Annotated in this window: 14 protein-coding genes; 5 read left to right on the forward strand and 9 right to left on the reverse strand. The window is 70.0% G+C overall.

All coding sequences use genetic code 11. The features are described 5' to 3' along the window. The first annotated feature begins 92 nt into the window (after positions 1–92). Positions 93–1,544, forward strand: a complete 1,452-nt coding sequence (locus AB0F52_RS17690; RefSeq protein ID WP_360171451.1) for a family 43 glycosylhydrolase — start codon at positions 93–95, stop codon at positions 1,542–1,544. Between the two features lie 47 nt (positions 1,545–1,591). Here the strand turns inward: AB0F52_RS17690 and AB0F52_RS17695 are convergent, their stop codons facing one another. The 7 genes from AB0F52_RS17695 to AB0F52_RS17725 all read right to left on the reverse strand — a co-directional run bounded on the left by AB0F52_RS17695 (position 1,592) and on the right by AB0F52_RS17725 (position 12,714). Next, positions 1,592–3,811 (reverse strand): beta-L-arabinofuranosidase domain-containing protein, encoded by a 2,220-nt coding sequence (locus tag AB0F52_RS17695; protein ID WP_360171454.1) that lies wholly within the window; start codon positions 3,809–3,811, stop codon positions 1,592–1,594. A 57-nt stretch (positions 3,812–3,868) separates the two neighbouring features. Next, positions 3,869–6,550, reverse strand: coding sequence for an RICIN domain-containing protein (locus AB0F52_RS17700; protein ID WP_360171457.1), 2,682 nt, complete (start codon positions 6,548–6,550; stop codon positions 3,869–3,871). Positions 6,551–6,572: 22 nt separating this feature from the next. Next, positions 6,573–7,652 (reverse strand): RICIN domain-containing protein, encoded by a 1,080-nt coding sequence (locus AB0F52_RS17705; RefSeq protein ID WP_360171460.1) that lies wholly within the window; start codon positions 7,650–7,652, stop codon positions 6,573–6,575. Between the two features lie 115 nt (positions 7,653–7,767). After that, entirely contained in the window at positions 7,768–9,648 is a 1,881-nt protein-coding gene (locus AB0F52_RS17710; protein ID WP_360171463.1) for a beta-L-arabinofuranosidase domain-containing protein, read from the reverse strand. A 29-nt stretch (positions 9,649–9,677) separates the two neighbouring features. After that, positions 9,678–10,481: a carbohydrate ABC transporter permease gene (locus AB0F52_RS17715; protein ID WP_360171466.1), complete on the reverse strand. Its 804-nt coding sequence runs from the start codon at positions 10,479–10,481 to the stop codon at positions 9,678–9,680. Then, positions 10,478–11,404, reverse strand: coding sequence for a sugar ABC transporter permease (locus tag AB0F52_RS17720; RefSeq protein ID WP_360171469.1), 927 nt, complete (start codon positions 11,402–11,404; stop codon positions 10,478–10,480). Before AB0F52_RS17720 ends, AB0F52_RS17715 begins: the two co-directional genes overlap by 4 nt. A gap of 2 nt (positions 11,405–11,406) precedes the next feature. After that, positions 11,407–12,714 (reverse strand): sugar ABC transporter substrate-binding protein, encoded by a 1,308-nt coding sequence (locus AB0F52_RS17725; RefSeq protein ID WP_360171472.1) that lies wholly within the window; start codon positions 12,712–12,714, stop codon positions 11,407–11,409. A 179-nt stretch (positions 12,715–12,893) separates the two neighbouring features. Between AB0F52_RS17725 and AB0F52_RS17730 the strand changes: the two genes are divergently transcribed. Further along, the gene (locus AB0F52_RS17730) at positions 12,894–13,925 is read left to right on the forward strand and encodes a LacI family DNA-binding transcriptional regulator (protein ID WP_360171475.1); all 1,032 of its coding nucleotides are present in this window, start codon (positions 12,894–12,896) and stop codon (positions 13,923–13,925) included. Here the strand turns inward: AB0F52_RS17730 and AB0F52_RS17735 are convergent. Next, complete coding sequence (locus AB0F52_RS17735; protein ID WP_360171478.1) at positions 13,922–15,829, reverse strand: ricin-type beta-trefoil lectin domain protein; 1,908 nt, start codon at positions 15,827–15,829, stop codon at positions 13,922–13,924. The two genes, AB0F52_RS17730 and AB0F52_RS17735, sit on opposite strands and share 4 nt — an antisense overlap. 143 nt (positions 15,830–15,972) lie before the next feature. Between AB0F52_RS17735 and AB0F52_RS17740 the strand changes: the two genes are divergently transcribed. The 3 genes from AB0F52_RS17740 to AB0F52_RS17750 are packed head-to-tail and all read left to right on the forward strand — an operon-like array spanning position 15,973 to position 17,366. After that, positions 15,973–16,131, forward strand: coding sequence for a CopG family transcriptional regulator (locus AB0F52_RS17740; protein WP_013225262.1), 159 nt, complete (start codon positions 15,973–15,975; stop codon positions 16,129–16,131). A gap of 1 nt (position 16,132) precedes the next feature. After that, positions 16,133–16,477 (forward strand): VOC family protein, encoded by a 345-nt coding sequence (locus tag AB0F52_RS17745; RefSeq protein WP_360171482.1) that lies wholly within the window; start codon positions 16,133–16,135, stop codon positions 16,475–16,477. A gap of 1 nt (position 16,478) precedes the next feature. Beyond that, positions 16,479–17,366, forward strand: a complete 888-nt coding sequence (locus tag AB0F52_RS17750; protein WP_360171485.1) for a class I SAM-dependent methyltransferase — start codon at positions 16,479–16,481, stop codon at positions 17,364–17,366. Here AB0F52_RS17750 and AB0F52_RS17755 read toward each other — a convergent pair. Next, positions 17,320–17,949, reverse strand: a complete 630-nt coding sequence (locus tag AB0F52_RS17755; protein ID WP_360171488.1) for a TetR family transcriptional regulator — start codon at positions 17,947–17,949, stop codon at positions 17,320–17,322. The genes AB0F52_RS17750 and AB0F52_RS17755 overlap by 47 nt on opposite strands. Positions 17,950–18,262: the final 313 nt, after the last annotated feature.

Consider the following 18,262-nt stretch of genomic DNA (forward strand, 5'->3'; position numbering starts at 1 on the left):
GGGAATCGGCTGTTCTTTCTGTTCATACGACCATTTTCGGCGTAACGTCGCGGGCTCCGGGTTTCTCTCCTTCTGGTCGATGTGAGGGCACAATGCGGCGATCACCCTGGCTGGCGGCGGCCATTCTGCTGACCGGCCTCTTCGTGGCGGCACCCGCGCGGGCGGCGACCACGTTCAGCAGCACGATGGTGCACCAGGGCAGCGGGAACTGCGCCGAGGTGCCCGACGGTTCGAGCGCGGTGCAGCTCGTCCAGCGCGGCTGTTCGTCCGCGGCGAATCAGAGTTTCACCTTCACCCCTTACCAGAACGGCGCCGACGTCTACACCATCGCGACGATGACCGCGGGCAGCTGTGTCGACATCTACGGCGCGTCCACCGCCGACAACGCCACCGTCATCCAGTACGCCTGCCATTCCGGCACGAACCAGCAATTCCGGCTGCGGCCCCAGGGCACGAACACGTTCACCGTCGTTTCGGTCGGCTCCGGGAAGTGCCTTTCCCCGGCGGCGAGCGGAGCCGGGCTCGTGCAGCTGCCGTGCACGACGGCGGCGAGCGGGCTCTGGCGGATCGCCGCCGGGACGAGCGCGGCCACCTTCACGAACCCGTTGAGCCGGCACGGGCCCGACCCGTGGCTGCAGTACTACAACGGCTACTACTACCTGGCCACGACGACGTGGAACTCGACGATCACCATGCGCAAGTCCCGCACGCTGGGCGGGCTGGCCACCGCGCCGGACACGGTCATCTTCACCCTGACCCGGCCCAACGGCGCCGGAACGATGTGGGCGCCCGAGTTCCACCTGCTCACCGGGCCGAACGGGCCGCGCTGGTACCTGTACTACATCGCCGGCCGGGAACCCTACGACCTGGGGACCCAGCGCATCCACGTGCTCGAGAGCGCCGGCACCGATCCGATGGGTCCTTACAGCTTCAAGGCCGACCTGCTCGACCCCACCCAGGACAACACCTGGGAGCTGGATCCGAGCATCCTGCAGCTCGACGGGAAGCTGTACCTGCTGGGCACGTTCTACAACGGCTCCCAGCCGAACTTCATCCGGCCGTTGTCGAACCCGTGGACGGCGAGCGGAACGCGGCACATCCTGTCGTCGCCGACGTACAGCTGGGAGACCGTGGGCGGCGCGGTCAACGAAGGCGCCGAAGTCCTGCAGCGCAACGGCAAGACGTTCATCGTGTTCTCCGCCAGTCACTGCTCCACTCCCGACTACAAGCTCGGCATCCTGACCTACAACGGCGGTGACCCGCTGCAGCAGTCGTCGTGGGTCAAGTCCGCGCAGCCGGTCTTCCAGCGCAGTGACCCGAACTCGGTGTTCGGGCCCGGCCACAACGGGTTCTTCAAGTCACCGGACGGCACCGAGGACTGGATCGTTTACCACGCCAACGACTCCGTGAACGGCGGCTGCGACCTGAACCGCACCACCCGCGCCCAGAAGTTCACCTGGAACGCCGACGGCACGCCGAACTTCGGCACCCCGGCCGCCCTGGGCACCCGGCTCCCGGTTCCGTCCGGCGAACCCGCGCAGTGAGGCGGTGAGGGCCACCTCGGGTTCGCCGAGGTGGCCCTCACCGCACCTCAGCCGACGACGATCCGGTCGATGTCCGGCGCCCAGCCCGAGCTGCTGCCGAGCCGGATGGTGTTCGCGCCCGCGGCGAGCGTCAGCGTCACCTGCACCGACCCGACCGTGTCCCACCCACCGGTGCCCGGCGTGGCAACCGAGACCGCGGCACCACCGTTGACACTCACCGTCAACGACCGTGCCTCACCGGACGCGTAGAAGATCGTCACCGGATGCGCGCCCGCAGTCGAGTTCACGCCGTTGAACTGCAGGTAATTCGCCGAACCACCGCCCACATAGCCGACCAGGGCACCACCCGAAGCACCGGATGAACTCCGCACCGCGGCCTGACCGCCCAGCGTGCCCGCCTCGGCCTCGTACGACGTCCCGGTGGGCGGCGACCCGGTCAGCCGCCAGTACACCGTGTACCGCTGGTGGTGCGTGGCGGAGAACGGCAGCAGGGTGACCGCGCCCGTGCTCGCCGTCCCGGTGAAGCGCAGCGGGTTCGCGGGATCCTGCTTCACCGTCGCCGTCTGCAACGTCGGGAGCGCACCGAGGTCCGTCGAGCCGTACTGGCCCGCGAGGACGATCGGGCCGTACTTCACCGCGCCGACGCCTCCGTCGTCGTTGGCTCGCGGGAACGTCAGCGACGCCGGGACCGACACGTCGACCACGTCCCCGGCCGCCCACGTCCGGTCGATCGTGAAGTACGACCCCGGTGCCGGGCTGCCCTGGGCGACGCCGTTGACCCGCACCACCGCCCCCGAAGTCCAGCGAGGGATCCGGATCTTCAGCGCGATGTGCCCGGACCCGCCGATCGTCAGCTTCGTCCCGGACGACGCCGGGAAGGTCGTGTCCTGCCGGACGGTGATCCCCCGGCCCGGCCAGGTCAGCACGGACGCGATGAACAGGTTGACGTACAGCGTCTCACCGGCGAAGAAGTAGACGCTGTCGGCGAACTTGGTCTGCGACTCCATGCCGGTGCCGTGGTCGCAGGTGAAGTCGTCGTAGTCGTTGGCGTAGGTCTTGATCCCGCCCGCGCGCAACGGCGTGTAGTAGGTGACGAACCCGTGGCTGGAGTTCGGATCCTGCTCGCCGAGGATCTGGTTGAACAGCGCCAGCTCGTAGTAGTCCATGTGCTCGGGCGCCGGATCGGTGAAGAACAGCTGCCGGGTCAGCTTCAGCATGTTGTAGGTGTTGCAGACTTCGCACGTGGTGTCCGACAGCCGGCTCGCGATCGCGTCGGGCGTCTGGAAGTACTCGCCGTCGGAGTTGCCGCCGATCACGTACGAGTGGTGGTCGAGCACGATCCGCCAGAAGTTGACCGCGATGTCGCGGTAGCGGGTCGTGCCGGTGGCGTGGTACTCGCGGATCGCGCCGAGGATCTTGGGGATCTGGGTGTTGGCGTGGGACCCGGCGAGCCGGTCCTGGTTCGCGGCCAGCGGGTCGAGGATCTGGGCGTGGTCGAACCGCTGGGCCGTGGCGAGGTGGTTCGCGTCACCGGTGACCTGGTAGAGGTTCGTCAGGACCTCCGGCATGCCGCCGAACTCCGTGCGCAGCGCGGCTTGCATCTGCGTGGAGGACAGCGGATCGGTGCGGGTCTTCGTCCAGGCCGCCTTGCGCAGCAGGATGTCGAGGGCCTGCTGGTTGCCGGTCAGGAGGTACTGGTCGAGCAGCCCCGCCATGATCTTGTGCAGCGTGTAGTAGGGCGCCCAGACCGACTGGCCGCTCTCCAGGCGGTCGAAGAAGTTCTCCGGGAACGCCGAGAGGTAGCCGGCGTGGAAGCCGCGTCCCGGTGCCGCCGCCTGGCACGCGGCGAGGGCGTTGACCAGGTAGTCGCCCTTGGTCTTGTACGCGGTGTCGCCGGTGTTGGCGTACGCCTGCGCCAGCCCGGACAGCAGGTGGCCGGTCGAATGGCCGCGCAGTTCCGTGCTGGGGCTTTCCCAGCCGCCGCAGGGCTGGGCCGAGCTGGCCAGGCCGGCGTTGGTCCGGAACGTGTGCAGCAGGCGGTCGGCGTCGACGAACCGGAAGTACGCCAGCTGCCGGTTCATGTTGTCGAGGAACGGCCCGGCCTGCAGCCGCACCGCGCCCAGCGGGAACGGGAATACCGAGACACCGATGTCGGGACGGGCGGCGGCCGCGGCGGGTCCGGCGAAGGCCGGGGCCAGTGCGGCGCTCGCGGAGAGGGCGCCCACGGCTTTGAGCAGCAGGCGGCGGTCGAAGGTGGGTTCGCGCATCATCGCGCCTTTCGCTGGGGCGGGGTGCGCCGCGCCCGCGGCGCACCCCGGGGAGATTCAGCTCGCGAGGGTGATGGTCACCGTGTTCGCGTTCGCGGTGACCGTGTGCGTGGCGGCGTCGTAGCTCCCGCCGCTGACCGAGTTCACGCCGGTGGAGAGGAACACCGGCAGCTGGACGGCGACCGCGCCGCCCGGCAGGGTGCCCGACAGCGTCACCGTGACGACGCGGGCGCCGCTCGAGCCGCTCACCGCGAGGGAAACCCCGTAGGTGGACCGGCTGCCCGAAGCGACGTCGTAGGTGTTGGTCAGGTTGCCGACCGAGATCGTCTGGCCGGGGGTGAGCCAGGCGTTCGGCACCCCGCGGCCGATGTAGAGCGGCCGGGTGAACGTGTACGGCCCGGAGCCGCTCGACGCCAGGCCCTCGGCCACCAGCGACTCCAGCAGGCCCTGCTGCTGCCCGGCGATCGGCCACGCGTACGGGCACGCGCCGAACTGCGGGCCGGCGTGGCTGCCGATCCACGGGTTGGTCGCGCTCGGCCCGCTGCCGTTGGCCTCCCACCAGGCGTTCGGGCCGCCGGTGGTGGTCTTGAGCTGCCAGGCGTAGCTGGTGATCGGCAGGTCGCGGTAGTTGTTGGAGTACAGCCCGTCGGAGGAGTACGACGTGTTGTACGCCGTCGAGTACCCGTTGAACGCCCCGAAGGTCGGGAACGGGTAGCCGTTGGCCGACAGCCGGTTGAAGCCCCACTGGTACATCCGGTCGATCTGGCCCGCGTCGCCCATGATGCCGGTCAGGGTGCCGCCGGAGAGCATCGTCGACCACTGGTTCTGCCCGACCCACCCGGGCGAGGCCCAGTTGGCGTCGTTGAAGGTGTTGCAGCGGTTGGCGCTGTTGGGCTTGTCCACCTCACACGGCAGGTAGTTGAAGCCGTTCGCGGACTGGTTGCGGCCGACGACGGTGTTCAACGCGTTCAGCAGCGACGTGTAGGCCGTGTTCGCCCACGTCGCTTCGGAGGTCTGGCCGATCTTGGTCGCGATGTACTTGTAGGACGCCAGCATCTGCAACGCCGAGAAGTTGCTGAACAGCCAGCGCCCGGTGGAGTCGTTGTCGAAGTTGGCCTGCAGAGTGCCGTCCGACGCGAGCTGGGCGGGGTGCTTCACCCGGGCGATGGTGCGGAGGCTGGGCCCCCACGAGCCGGTGTCGTTGAAGTACTGGCTGACGAACGCGGTGTCGTTCGTCTTCGCCAGGTACGTCGCCCAGGAACCCATCGTCTTCCAGACGCCGTCCCAGTACCAGTTGGCGCCGACCTCGTCCCAGTTGTCCTGCTGGGAGATCCGGGCGGTGAGCAGCAGGTTGCGCGCGTCCCGGAAGTCGCCGGTCTGGAACTTCGCGGTCAGCTCGCCGGGGACGTCGTGGTTGAGGATCCAGTTGTAGTTGTTGGCGCCGGAGAACTGCGCCTTGCCCACCTGCATGATCAGGTTGTAGATGGTGCCCGCCTTGTAGGCGTTGGCCATCGCGGTGCCCGGGTTCGCCAGGCCGCCGGTGTTGGGCAGGGTCGTGTTCGGCAGGCTGAAGGTGTTCGTCTCGGCCAGCCGGGAGTTCCAGTACGCCGTCATCTGGCCGTAGGCGGTGTCGAAGTTCGGCGCGTTCGACGACAACGTCGAGCCGGTCGGCAGCGCGACCCCGCTGCCGAAGTTGTCCACCGCCACCACGAAGTCGTGGTTGCTCGTCTGTCCCGCCGCGACGGTGTCCGAACCGGACGAAGTCAGCCGGACGAGACCCGGACCGGAACCACCCGGCGGGACGGTCACCGAGCCGGAGCCGGTGTTCTTGATGGACACCCGCGTGTAGACGAGCATGACCGCGGAGCCGTTGACGGTCACCTTGTCGGCGAAGTTCTTGATGGTGATCCCGACGTTGCCCGAGGTCCGGGACGTGGTCATCGCCGGCAGGTAGCCGTTGTCCTCGGTCCACTGCACCGACTGCGCACCCGGGTTGCCGCCGTAGGTGTAGGCGCTGAACGAGTACATCCCGCCGCACAGGCCGTTGTAGGTCGTGTTCACGCCGCGGGCGAAGAACGATCCGGACAGGTAGCTGAAGACCGGCCAGTGGTTGCCGTCCCAGCCGATCGCCGTCGTGTTCTGGAAGCCCTGGCCGTAGGGGTCGTCGGGCGTCTGGAAGTTCGTGCCGTACGACCGCGGCAGCCCGGAGTTCTTGCACGCGTTCGGCGCGAGGTTCGGGATGCCCTGGTAGGCGTCGGACGTGCCGGGGGTGTAGCCGGGCACGCGCCAGGCGCTCGCGCTCGAACACGGCAGCTGGACGAGCGCGTTGTTCGCCGGGGTGATGCACTTGCCGGAGCTGACGGCGACGACGTTGAACGTGTTCGTGCCGACGGACTGCAGCCGGAACTGCTGGTTGGTCTCCCCGTGGCAGGTGTACTGGATCACCGCGGCGTTGTCCGCGGTGGACGCGCCGTAGATGTCGACGCAGCTGCCCGAGGTGAAGGTGCCGATGGTGTAGGCGTCACCGGACGCCGGGGTGAAGGTGTAGGACTGCCCGGCACCGGAGGTGCAGGCGGTCTGGGTCAGCTGGACGGCGCTGTTGCCGTTGGGGACGGTGGCACACTGGCCGCTCGAGGAGTTGACCACCGTGCTGGTGAACGTGGCCGCGGCGTTCGCCGGGGCCACCACTGCGAAGCCGGCCGCCAAGAGGGCGACGGCGAGCAAGGCCGGACGTCTCATCGGGTTCTCCGATTCAGGGGTTTCAGAAGAGGAAGGAGCCGTACGGGCCGTTGAAGATCGCGGTCTTCTGGCTCTGGCTGAAGTGCGTGTTCGGGTAGTCGTAGAACGACGCCGACATCGGCGTGCCGTCGGTCGAGGTGGAGTCCGGCAGGCCGAAGGCGTGGCCCAGTTCGTGCACCATGCCGCCGTACCAGCGGTTCATCGGGCCGTTGAGCCCGGCCGCGCCGTCGGCGTCGTGCTGGCACAGGATCACCCAGCCGCCGCCTCCGCCACCGCCCGCGCCCGGCCCCTCGGCGATGACTTCGCCGACGTTGATCCACCGGGTGTCCGGCGCGTGCACGTCGAACCGCCGCAGCAGCTCCTGCTGCATGTTGAACACGGCCCACCAGTAGCGTTCGCCACCGTTGGGGGTGTTCTCGTACCAGCTCTTCACGTGCTCGCCGGTGACCACCTGCACCACCGGGTCGGCGAGCCGGAAGGTTTTGCCGAGCTCCTGCCCGTAGTAGCGCTGGGCCTCGCGCAGCACGTTCGCGATGCCGTCCGGGTAGCGCTGGTCGTAGGGCACGTCGGACGGCCGCAGCAGCCACACCCGCACGGTCTTTTCCGCCGGGACCTGCGGATCTCCGCCGCCGGACTGGTAACCGGGCAGCCGCCACGCGGTGGCCGTGCCGCAGGACTGCTGGACGAGCAGGGCGTCCACCGCCGTGACGCACTTTCCCGAGCCGACCGCCACTAGAAAGAAAGCGCTTCCCGAGGCCTGGAGCCGGAACTGCTGGTTCGTTCCCGAGTGGCAGGCGTACTGGATCACCGCGGCGTTGTCCGAAGTGGACGCACCATTGATGTCCGCACAGCTGCCTGAAGTGAACGTGCTGATCGTGTAGCCGTCCCCGGACACCGGGGTGAACCGGAACGACTGCCCCGCCGCGGAAGTGCACCCCGACTGGGTCAGCTGCACCGCGCTGTTCCCGTTGGGCACGGTGGCGCACTGACCGCCGGCCTGGTTGACGATCGTGCTGGTGAACGCGGTCGCGGCTTGCGCACTGCTCACCGAGAGCAGCCCGGCCACCAGGCAGGCCACCGCCGCGGCGGCCAGCCGTGTCATGCCACGCGAATGCCGAAACACAGGACGCATCATCGAGTCCTCGCAATCTTCGGTTTTGTGAGCGTTAACATTTGTCGGCTGGGTGCGCTCCCGGGTGCCGATCAGGGGGTGGCGGCTATTCGGTGGCGACCGGGAGCCAGACCCGCATCGGGCCGGGTTGCCGGTTGCCCCAAAGGAAGTACGGGACGGCAGTCAGCTCGACGGGCTCGCCGGGCGCGGTGTCCCCGGCGCCGTACAGCTCGCCCGACGCGGGCACTTCGACCCGGCCACGCGCGGTGAGAGCCACCGGTACGTCGGGCAGCGACGCCTCGGAGAACGGCGCCGCCGGGTCGATCCGCACGTCCTCGAGGGTGACGTCGTCCGGCAGGTCGGCCTGCTCCACGCAGAAGACGAGCGGCCCGCGCGTGACCGCGACGCAGCCGCGCACGGCGTCGATCCGCGGGTGCGGGCGGACGACGCGGGCGGGCATCGGCAGGTCGAGGGTCACCGTGGTGCCGCCCGTCCAGTCTCGCCGCACCTCCGCGTAGCCGTCGCGGACCTCGGCGGGGACGCCGTCGATCAGGGCACCCTCGGCCCAGCCGGGGACGCGCAGGGACAGCATGAACGGCGCCGGAGCCGTCACGGTCAACTCGACGCGGCCGTCCCACGGGTACCGGGTGCGGGTTTCGACGCGGACGTCGGCACCGTCCACAGTGGTCCGGATCGTCCCGGCCGCATACAGGTGCACCTGCAGGCCACCGGGATCGGTGGTCGCCACGTAACCGGACAGCGAGGCGACCAGCCGGGCCAGGTTGGGCGGGCAGCACGCGCACGAGTACCACGGCAGGCGCTGCGACGGGGCGTCTTCGTGCGAGCCGTCGTGGCCAGTCCGCAGGTGCAGCGGGTTGGCGTAGAAGAAGTGCGTGCCGTCGAGCGCGGTCGACCCGGCGATCGCGTTGTACAGCGCGCGTTCCATCTCGTCGGCGTACTTGCCCTCCCCGGTGGCGAGCAGCAGCCGCCAGTTCCACTGGAAGCTCGCGATCGCGGCGCAGGTCTCGCCGTAGGCCCGGTCGGGCGGCAGCTCGTACGGGTCGCCGAACGCCTCGTCGCGGTGGCGGGAGCCGTGGGCGCCGGTGAGGTAGGTCTTGGCGCCGAACGCGTCGGCCCACAGGCGGCGGGCCGCTTCCAGCAGGGTGTCGTCCCGGGTTTCGACGGCGACGTCCACGACGCCGGCGAGCAGGTAGAGCTGGCGCACGACGTGCCCGGCGACCTCGTCGGCCTCGCGGACCGGGACGTGGTCCTGCAGGTACCGCGAGCCGAACCGCTCGCCGTCGAGCAGGCCGCGGCCCCGCAGGTCGAGGAAACGCAACGCCAGGTCGAGGTACGGCCGGTGCCCGGTCACCCGGTACAGCTCCACCAGCGCCGTCTCGATCTCCGGGTGCCCGTCGACGTCTTCGACGCCGCCGAACCGCTCCACGATGAGGTCCGCGAAACGCCGCGCGACCGTGACGAGCTGGGCCCCGACCCCGGCCCGCGCGGCGGCGACCGCTGCCTGGATCAGGTGGCCCGCGCAGTACAGCTCGTGGCTCCAGTGCAGCTCCCGCCACTTCAGCTCCGGCTTGTCGACGCTGAAGTAGGAGTTCAGGTAGCCGTCCTCCTCCTGGGCCTTGGCGACCAGGGCCGCGGTGGAGTCGAGGAACGCGCGCAGTTCGGCGTCGCCCGGGTCGCGCCCGAGCTGCCAGGCGGCGGCTTCGAGCGTCTTGTAGACGTCGGAGTCGGAGAACCACATGTTGCGGCGGTCGCCGTCGACCTCGCCGGTGACGCGGCGGAGGTTGTCCAGCGCGCCCGCTACGTCGAGCTGCTCGACGCAGTGCGGCAGGGTCCGGGTCGCGTTGCGCGCCTGCCACTCACCGAGCAGGCTGTCCGGCGCGAAGGCGGCGGCGCCGAGGAAGAGCGGCCGCAGCGCCGACTTCGCGGTGGCCGTGGGGTGGACGGGGCCGAGGATGCGTTCGGTCATCGAGTGCTCCTGTCACGCCGTTGAATGACTCAGCCCTTGAGGGCTCCCGAAGTGAAGCCGCGGACGTAGTAGCGCTGCAGGACGAGGAAGACCGCCACGCACGGCAGGGCGGAGACCACCACTCCCGCTTGCAGGGCCCCGAAGTCGACCGAGCCGAGGCTGCCGGACTGGAGGTTGAACAGCGCGACCGGCAGGGTGAACTTCTCGCCGTCGGTGAGGAAGATCAGCGGGGCGACGAACTCGTTCCAGGCCGCCAGGAACGAGAACAGCGCCACGGTGACCACGCCGGGCAGGACGCCACGCAGCAGCACCCTCCGCAGCGCGCCGCCGATCGAACAACCGTCGATCAGCGCCGCCTCTTCCAGTTCCACCGGCAGCGCTTCGAAGGAGTTGCGCATCATGAACAGGCCGAACGGCAGCTGCAGCACGGCCATCACCAGGCCCAGGCCGAGCAGGGAGTTCTGCAGGCCGAGCCAGCCGAGCAGGATGTAGAGCGGGACCAGGATCGTCGTGTAGGGCACCATCAGGATGGCCAGGGTGACCAGGAACAGCAGCGTGCGCCCGGGAAAGGCGAGCCGGGCCATCGCGTAGCCGCCGAGCGTCGTCGCCACCACCGTGACGGTCACCGCGACCAGCGCGACCACGGTCGTGTTGACCAGGTAGGTGCCCAGGCCACTGCCGTAGTCCGCGAGCCGCCGGTAGTTGTCTGTCCCGGAGTCCCCGGCTTCCCGCCCGCTGAGCGACGAATACAACGTCCACAGCAGCGGCAGCAGGAACAGCACGGCCAGGGCGGCGCTCGTGACGCCCACGCCCGCGGCCCGGAGCCGGTTCACTTCCCCTCCCGGCGGATCAGGCGCAGCTGGGCGACGTTGAGGACGATGAGCACGGCGAGCGTGGCCACCGAAACCGCGGCGGCGCGCCCGAGGTCCTGGGACAGGAACGCCTCGCGGTAGATGTCGATGACGACCGTGGCCGTGTCGTGGCGGCCGCCGGTGAGGATGAAGAACTGGTCGAACGCCAGCAGCGAGCCGGTCAGCGACAGCACCATCGCCAGGGCGAGGGTCGGCCGCAGCAGCGGCAGCGTGACCCGCCCCAGGATCTGCCACCGGTTCGCGCCGTCGATGCGCGCGGCCTCGTACAACGCCGGATCGATGCCCTGCAGGCCGGTCATCAGGATCAGCATGTAGAACCCGGCGAACCGCCAGGTGATCATCCCGACCGTCGAGCCGAGCGCGCCGCCGCCGGAGCCGAGCCAGTCCACCCGGCCGAACCCGAGGAAGTCCACGAGGTGGTTCAGCGCCGAGGAGTCGGTGTTGAACAGGCCGTAGAACAGCAGGCTCGTCGACGCCAGGCCCACGGCGCTGGGCAGGAAGAAGACCGTGCGGGCGAAGCCGGTGCCACGCCGGTCGTGCTGCACCAGCAGCGCCAGCCCGAAGGCGACGAGGCTGAGCACCACGGTCGTGACCAGCGTGTACTTCAGCGTGAACCAGACCGCGCGCAGGAAGAGCGGGTCGCTCAGCGCGTCGTAGTTCTTGACGCCGTTCGGGTAGGACGCGCCGACCAGGGGCCAGTGGCTGACCGACATCCACAGCATCAGCCCGAGCGGGATGACGAAGAAGACGGCGACCAGCACGGCCATCGGAGTGGCGTAGGCGATCCCCAGCCGGCGGCGGCCCCGGGCGATCGAGCCGCGGCGGCGGGGTGTCGGCGCCGGGGTCTCCGGCGCCGACACCCGCGGGGGAAGCAGCGACACCATGATCAGCTGCCGCCGGAGAGGGACTCGGTGACGGCCGTGTTGTGCTGCTTGAGGATCGATCCGGCGTCACCGCTGCCGAAGACCGCGTCGATCACCGTCGCCGTCCACGGCCCGTTCGTGTCGTTGAACGTCTTGCCGAAGTTGACCGAGATCGGCGTCTGGCCCTGGCTCGCGAGCCGGTTGAACACCCCCAGCCGCGGATCCTGCTTGGCGTGGGTGTTGTCCGCGAGATCGGACCGGACGGTGATGTTCTTGTTCTTCGCGACGACGTCGACCTGCGCCTGGTCCGACAGCGTCCAGGCGATGAAGTCCCAGGCCGCCGCGGCGTGCGTGCTGTTGCCGCCGATGCCGAGCACGTCCCCGCCGACGAACGACGAGCTGCCCCCGGTCAGCCCGGGGATCGGAGCCACGCCGACCTGCAGGTCCGGCCCCTCCTTCATGCCCTGCAACGCGGTCGCGCCCATCGGCTGGATGCCGATCTTGCCGTCGAGGAAGGACTGCGTCCAGGTGGGCCCGGACTCGTTCTTCGCCGACGCCGGCACGACGCCGTCGGCGTAGAGCTGCCGCAGCCACGAATAGACCTTCGCCGCCTGAGGACTGTCGAGCGTGGCGGCGGTGCCCTGGTCGTTGAGCACGGTCCCGCCGGAGGCCCAGATCATCGGCCAGCTGGTGAACAGCTGGCAGCCCGGGCAGGCACCGCCGAAGAAGTAGCCCTTGGTGTCCCCGCCGAGTGCGGCGATCTTGCGCGCGTCGGCCGAGATTTCGTCTAAAGTGGACGGTGGCTTCTCCGGGTCGAGGCCGGCCCTGATGAAGAGGACTTTGTTGTAGAACACCGCGGACAGGTCGATGTCGTGCGGCACGGCGTAGTGCTTGCCGCCGGCGGTGGCCGCCTTCATGTGGGCCGCGGCGAGGCTGCCGCTGAACGGCAGCTGCGTCACGCGGGCGGTGAGGTCGAGGAACAGGCCCTTGGCCGCGTAGTCGGGCGCGTAGACGACGTCGGCCGCGAGGAGGTCCGGCAGCTGCTTCGCGCCCGCGGCCGTGCCGACCTTCTGCTGGTAGGAGTCGGCCGGGAAGACGGTCAGCTTGACCTTGTTCTTGTGGCTCGCGTTGTAGGCGTCGATCAGCGTCTGGCTGAAGGTCGCCGTCGGCGACCGGGTCCACATGGTGATCGTGGTGCCGTCGTCCACGCTCGCGGTGTCCCCCGCGGCCGCCCCGGACGGGCCGCTCTGGCAGGCCACGAGGACGAGGACGCCGGCGACGGCGGCTGCGGCACGCCCCCACCGTGCCCTGGTTCGGATGTGCGAAGTCATCGACTCTCTCCTAACGGGAGGCCGCCGCCTGCGGTGTCGAAGAAGAAGAACCGGGAAACTTTCAGAAACCGGTTTCCGACTCAAGCTAGAGCCGATCGATCAGCTCGTCAAGGGGCCGTTTGCCGGATATGGCGTGGGTTGTGTTGGGTCGCGGCCGTCGGCGGAGGTACTGTGCCACCATGCCCCCGCGGAAACTTTCGGAAACTCCCGGCGCCGTTGCGAAGCCGGCCACGATCAGCGAGGTCGCCCTGCTGGCGGGTGTCTCGGTCGGCACCGCGTCGAAGGCCCTCAACGGCCGCGGGTCGCTGCGCGCGGAGACCCGGCAGCGGGTGCTGTCGGCGGCCGAGCAGCTGGGGTTCCAGCCGAACCGCGCGGCGGTGTCCCTCAACTCCGGGCGCACCTACACCGTCGGCATGATCACCACCGACACGATCGGCCGGTTCAGCATCCCGCTGATGATGGGCGCCGAGGACGCCCTCGGCGCCGGGGAGATGTCGGTCTTCCTCTGCGACGCCCGCGACGACCCGATCCGCGAGCAGTACTACCTGCGCACGCTGCTGTCCCGCCGGGTCGACGGCATCATCGTCACCGGCCGCCGGACCCACGCCCGCCCGCCGATCGGCGCGGACCTGCCGATCCCGGTCGTGTACGCCTTCATCAGCTCGACCGACCCGAACGACTGTTCCGTCGTGCCGGACGAAGCCGGCGGGGCACGCAAGGCCGTCGAGCACCTCCTGGCCACCGGACGGCGCCGGATCGCCCACATCACCGGCCCCGAGCGGCACCACTCGGCGACCGTGCGCGCGGCGGCCGCGGCCGGGCGGCTCGCCGAAGCCGGGCTCGAGCCGGCCGGGGCCCCGCTGTTCGGCGAGTGGAGCGAGGCCTGGGGCCGCCAGGCGGTCCGGATGCTGCTGGGCGCCGACACCCCGTTCGACGCCGTCTTCTGCGGCAGCGATCAGATCGCCCGCGGTGCCGCGGACGCGCTGCGGGCGGCCGGCCGCCGCGTGCCGGGTGACGTCGCCCTGGTCGGCTTCGACAACTGGGACGTCATGGCGCTGGGCTGCCAGCCGCCGCTGACCAGCGTCGACATGGAACTGGAGGCACTCGGGCGGACCGCCGCCGACCGCCTGCTGGCGGCGATCAACGGCGAGCCCTCCCCCGGCCGGCACACCCGGCCGTGCCGGCTGGTGATCCGGGAGTCGACCGCCTAACGGCGGGTCCACTGCTGGTTGGCGCCGCCGCCGCAGGTCCAGAGGATGATCTTCGTGGCGTTCGCGGTGGCCGCGCCGCTCGCGTCCAGGCACAGTCCGGACACCGCGTTCGTGATGGTCCCGTTCGCGTTGAACGTCCACTGCTGGTTGCGCTGGCCGTTGCAGTCCCAGACGACCACGGCCGTGCCGTTGGCCGTTCCGCTGTCGTAGGCGTCGAGGCACTTGGTGCCGTTGACGACGAGCTGTCCGCGCACCGGCGCCCAGGTCTGGTTCGGCCCGGCGGCGCAGTCCCACAGCTGGGCCTGGATCCCGTTGGTGATGCCGTTGTCGTCGACGTCGACGCACCGTCCGGATTGGCCACCGGCGAGCTGGACGCCGGTGCTGCCCGGCAGCGGCAGGATGGCGACGGCCGCGAGTTGCGGCGGAGTCCCGGAGAGCGTGAGGGTGTTGGTGTTGCCCTTGCCCAGCGACACGACGGCGGAGACGGTCTTCGGCGTTCCGCCGGTGGCCGGGAAGGCGAGGACGGTCGGCTGCTGGCCGTTCACGGCGAGCGTCGCCGTCTGCGCGGCGGTCGCGCTGTAGGAGAAGGTCGCGACGGCGAGCCCGGTCGCGGCGGCGGTGACGCCGGTGAACCGGGAGCCGCTCGCCGGGTAACTCGCCGACGCGGCATCGGTCCCCCGGACGGTCAGCAGCACCGAGTCCCCTGCGGGGACGTTCACGCTGTAGCCGGTGGCGAAATCACCCGCATCGGTGGCGCCCCAGACGTTCCGGACGTGCGCCGTGGCCGGCGTCAGGCCGAGGTCGGCCCAGCGGACGTTCATCGTCGCGGCCGCGGACGTCCGGTTCAGCAGGACCACCGCGCGCTTGCCGGATCCACTGAGGACCTTCGAGTAGACCTGGAGCCCGGCGGCGTCCTCGGCGACCTTGACGCCCTGCAGGCCGCGCGGGTCCTGGTCGACGGCGATGACCTCCCGGTTCGCCAGGATCGCCTTCGTGGCCGCGCTCATCGTCGCGAGGTTGTTGCCCGCCAGCAGCGGCGCACCCGAAACGGACCACAGGCTCATCTCCGTGCGGGCCTGCGCGTCGGTGAGGCCGGGCATGCCGACCGTGAGCATGTCGGGGTCGTTGACGTACCCGGTGTGCTGCGAAACGGGGTGCTGCGCCTGGTCGAAGTTGGTCAGCACCTGGCCGAGGTTCGCCGTCTGGCCGTAGTAGATGATGTCCGTGCTGGTGCGCCACATCGGCGCCGTCCCGGCACCCCAGTTCCACGGGTTCTTCTTGCCCCAGTCGCAGATCGAGAGCGTGAGGGAACGCCCGGTCTGCGCGGTGGCGGCCTTGTTGGCGTCGCTGATCGCCTGATAAGTGCTCTTCGGGTCGAGACCCTCGGCGTCGCCGCCGCACCAGTCGACCTTGACGAAGTCGAAGCCCCACCGCTGGAACTGCAGCATGTCCTGTAGGTAGTGGCCCTCGCTGCCACTCCCGGGCGCCGCGGGCCGGCCGGTCGGGAAGTAGTAGCCGCAGCCGTCGCGGCCGGCGTCGGTGTAGATCCCGGCCTTGAGTCCCTTGCCGTGCAAGTAGTCCGCGATCGCCTTCATCCCGCCGGGCCATTCGGCGGTGTCCACGGTGATGTTCCCGGAACTGTCGCGCGTGCCCTGCCACCAGCCTTCGTCGATGTTGACGTAGCTGTAGCCGGCGTCCTTCAGCCCGGCCGAGACGAGCGCGTCGGCCTGCGCCTTGATGGTGGGGTAGTCGATCTTGGCGGCGAAGGTGTTCCACGACGCCCAGCCCATCGCCGGCGGCGGGACGGCCACCTCCGCGGCGGTCGTGCTCGCCGAAGCGACCCCGAATCCGGGGATGATTCCGGCGATCAGCACGAGCGCGGACAATCCGAGGCGCAGCTTCATGACATGACTCCGACTTCGTCGTCGAAAACTGTTAGCGCTAACATTCCGCGCTGCGTCTGAATTGTTGACGTCTCGCGACGCCACGTCAAGGGTCGGTCGGCGGGACTTGCGTGGGTAGCTTGCTAGCATGCTAGCCTTGGCGAGTGGGCGATGACGACGTCAAGCAGTTCAACGTGTACCTGCCGATCGGCCTGATCCGGCAGGTCAAGCACCGAGCCATCGAGACGGAGCAGTCGCTCTCGGCGCTCGTCGCCGAAGCACTGCGCGCCTACCTCGCGACCGATCCCGAAGAGGAGCACTGACATGACGACCGAGGGCATCGAGGCGATGTACCTGGAGACGCACAACTGGGGCAAGGCGGCCAAGTTCTTCCAGGCGCTGGGCTACGAGATCGACTTCGCGACCGACCACAACTCCGGGCAGCTGCGCAACGGCGACGGCCCCCGGCTGTTCATCGCCGAGGTGCCCGAGAGCCGGGAACCGCGAACGCAGATCGTGTTCAAGGTCCCCGACGCGGACGAGTTCGAAGCCGGCGAGATCGTCGAGGTGGTCTCCCCCTTCGAAGAAACCCATTACGGGACAAGGGAAATGACCGTCCGCGACCCCGACGGGCGGACGTGGACGTTGTCGGCGCCGGGTGCGGCCTGACGTGGCCGCGCCGGACAGCACGGCGGTGCGCACGGCCCTGTGGCGGGCCCTGCACGTCGCCGTCGATCCGCCGCCGCACGTCTTCGCCGACGAACTCGGCCTGCGGCTCGCGGACCCGGGCGAGGGCTGGCGGCACCGCGACGACATGGACCCGGCGACCGCCGGCCGCTACCGGGCCGGCATGGTGGCCCGGGCCCGGTTCGTCGAAGACCTGGTCACCGAGCAGGCCGGCCGGGGTGTCGGCCAGTACGTGATCCTCGGGGCCGGGCTCGACACGTTCGCCCAGCGGCGCCCGGAAATCGCGTCCCGGCTGCGCGTGTTCGAAGTGGACCAGCCGGGCCCGCAGGCCTGGAAGCGCGCCCGGCTGGCCGAACTCGGCCTGGACGCACCGGACTGGCTGCACTTCGTGCCGGTCGACTTCGAGACGGCGTCGTGGTGGGAGCGGCTCACGGCCGCGGGCTTCGCGCCGGACGAACCGGCGGTGGTGGCGTCCACCGGCGTCAGCATGTACCTCACGAAGGAGGTGAACGCGGCCACGCTGCACCGGATCGCCGGGTTCGCCCCGGGCTCCACGCTCGCGATGACGTTCATGCTGCCGGCCGACCTGCTCGAAGAGGGCGAACGCGCCCGCCACCAAGCCACCGCGAGCAGGGCGAAGGCGGCGGGGACGCCGTTCCTCAGCTCGTTCTCCCCCGCCGAAATGCTGGCGATGGCCCGCGCGGCCGGGTTCCGCGACGTCGTCCACGTTTCGGGCGCCGAGCTGGACGCGCGGTACTTCGCGGGCCGCACCGACGGGCTCCAGGTCGTGCGAGGCGAAGAATTCCTGGTGGCCACCACGGGAACTACGGGCGGGGCTGCTGCCCGAGGTACGCCCGCAGCATCGTCTTGACCGGCTCCAGGAGCTCGGGGGAACCGTCGCGGCGGAAGGCCTCCTGGATCACGGCGTCGGCGGCGATGAACGCCGTGCGGCACGCCACCGCCGCCTCGTAGTCGTCGCGCAGCAGGTGCTGCGCGACGAGGATGCGGTGCACGCCGGTGGCCATCACGCGCTTGTGCGCGAGGTCGGCTTCCCGGGTTCCGTCGGTGAGGCCGCGGCCGAACCACAGCGCGCGGAACCCGGGCTCGGCGCGGTAGAGCCCGGCGAAGGCGTCGACGAGCAGGCCGACGGGATCCGCCCAGGTCTCCTCGGCCGCTCGCTCGGCGAACGACGTCATGAGGTCTTCAAGGCGGGCGAGGTACACCTCGCCCAGCGCTTCGGTGATGGCGTCGCGGTCCGGCAGGTACTGGTACAGCGCGCCCACCGAGACACCGGCCTCGGCGGCGACGCGGGTGGTCGTCAGGGCCTCGACGCCGTCCGCGGCGAGCAGCCGGTCGGCGGCCGCGAGCACCTGGGCCAGCTTCTGCCGCGAGCGGGCCTGGCGAGGCACCCGGCGCAGGCGGACACCCGCTTCGATGGGCTCCGGGCCGGTCATACGGCCTCCAACCTGAATCAGACTTTGATTCGGGTTTATTCTAACCCCGCTCCGCGGCTCTCGGCAGTCCGAATCTCGCCCCCGCCCGGGGCGGTCGCCCGGCCGCTCGGAGCCCCCGGAGCCGGTCTGCGGGCCGTACCTGTGCGCCGCGCCGGCCGGAAAAGCCGGGTCGCCCCGAGGCCCGCGGCGGCTCATCGTGGCCGGTGCGGGAAAGCGCATGGAGTGGATCAGCGGCGGATCGCCCGGCTTGGACTCGGCCGGAAACCGTTTCCCACCGCGGTTTCCGGCCGGGAGCGTCGCCCCTTTTCCGCGC

This window comes from Amycolatopsis sp. NPDC024027 (assembly GCF_040638975.1).
In the GTDB taxonomy this organism is placed as follows: Bacteria; Actinomycetota; Actinomycetes; order Mycobacteriales; family Pseudonocardiaceae; genus Amycolatopsis.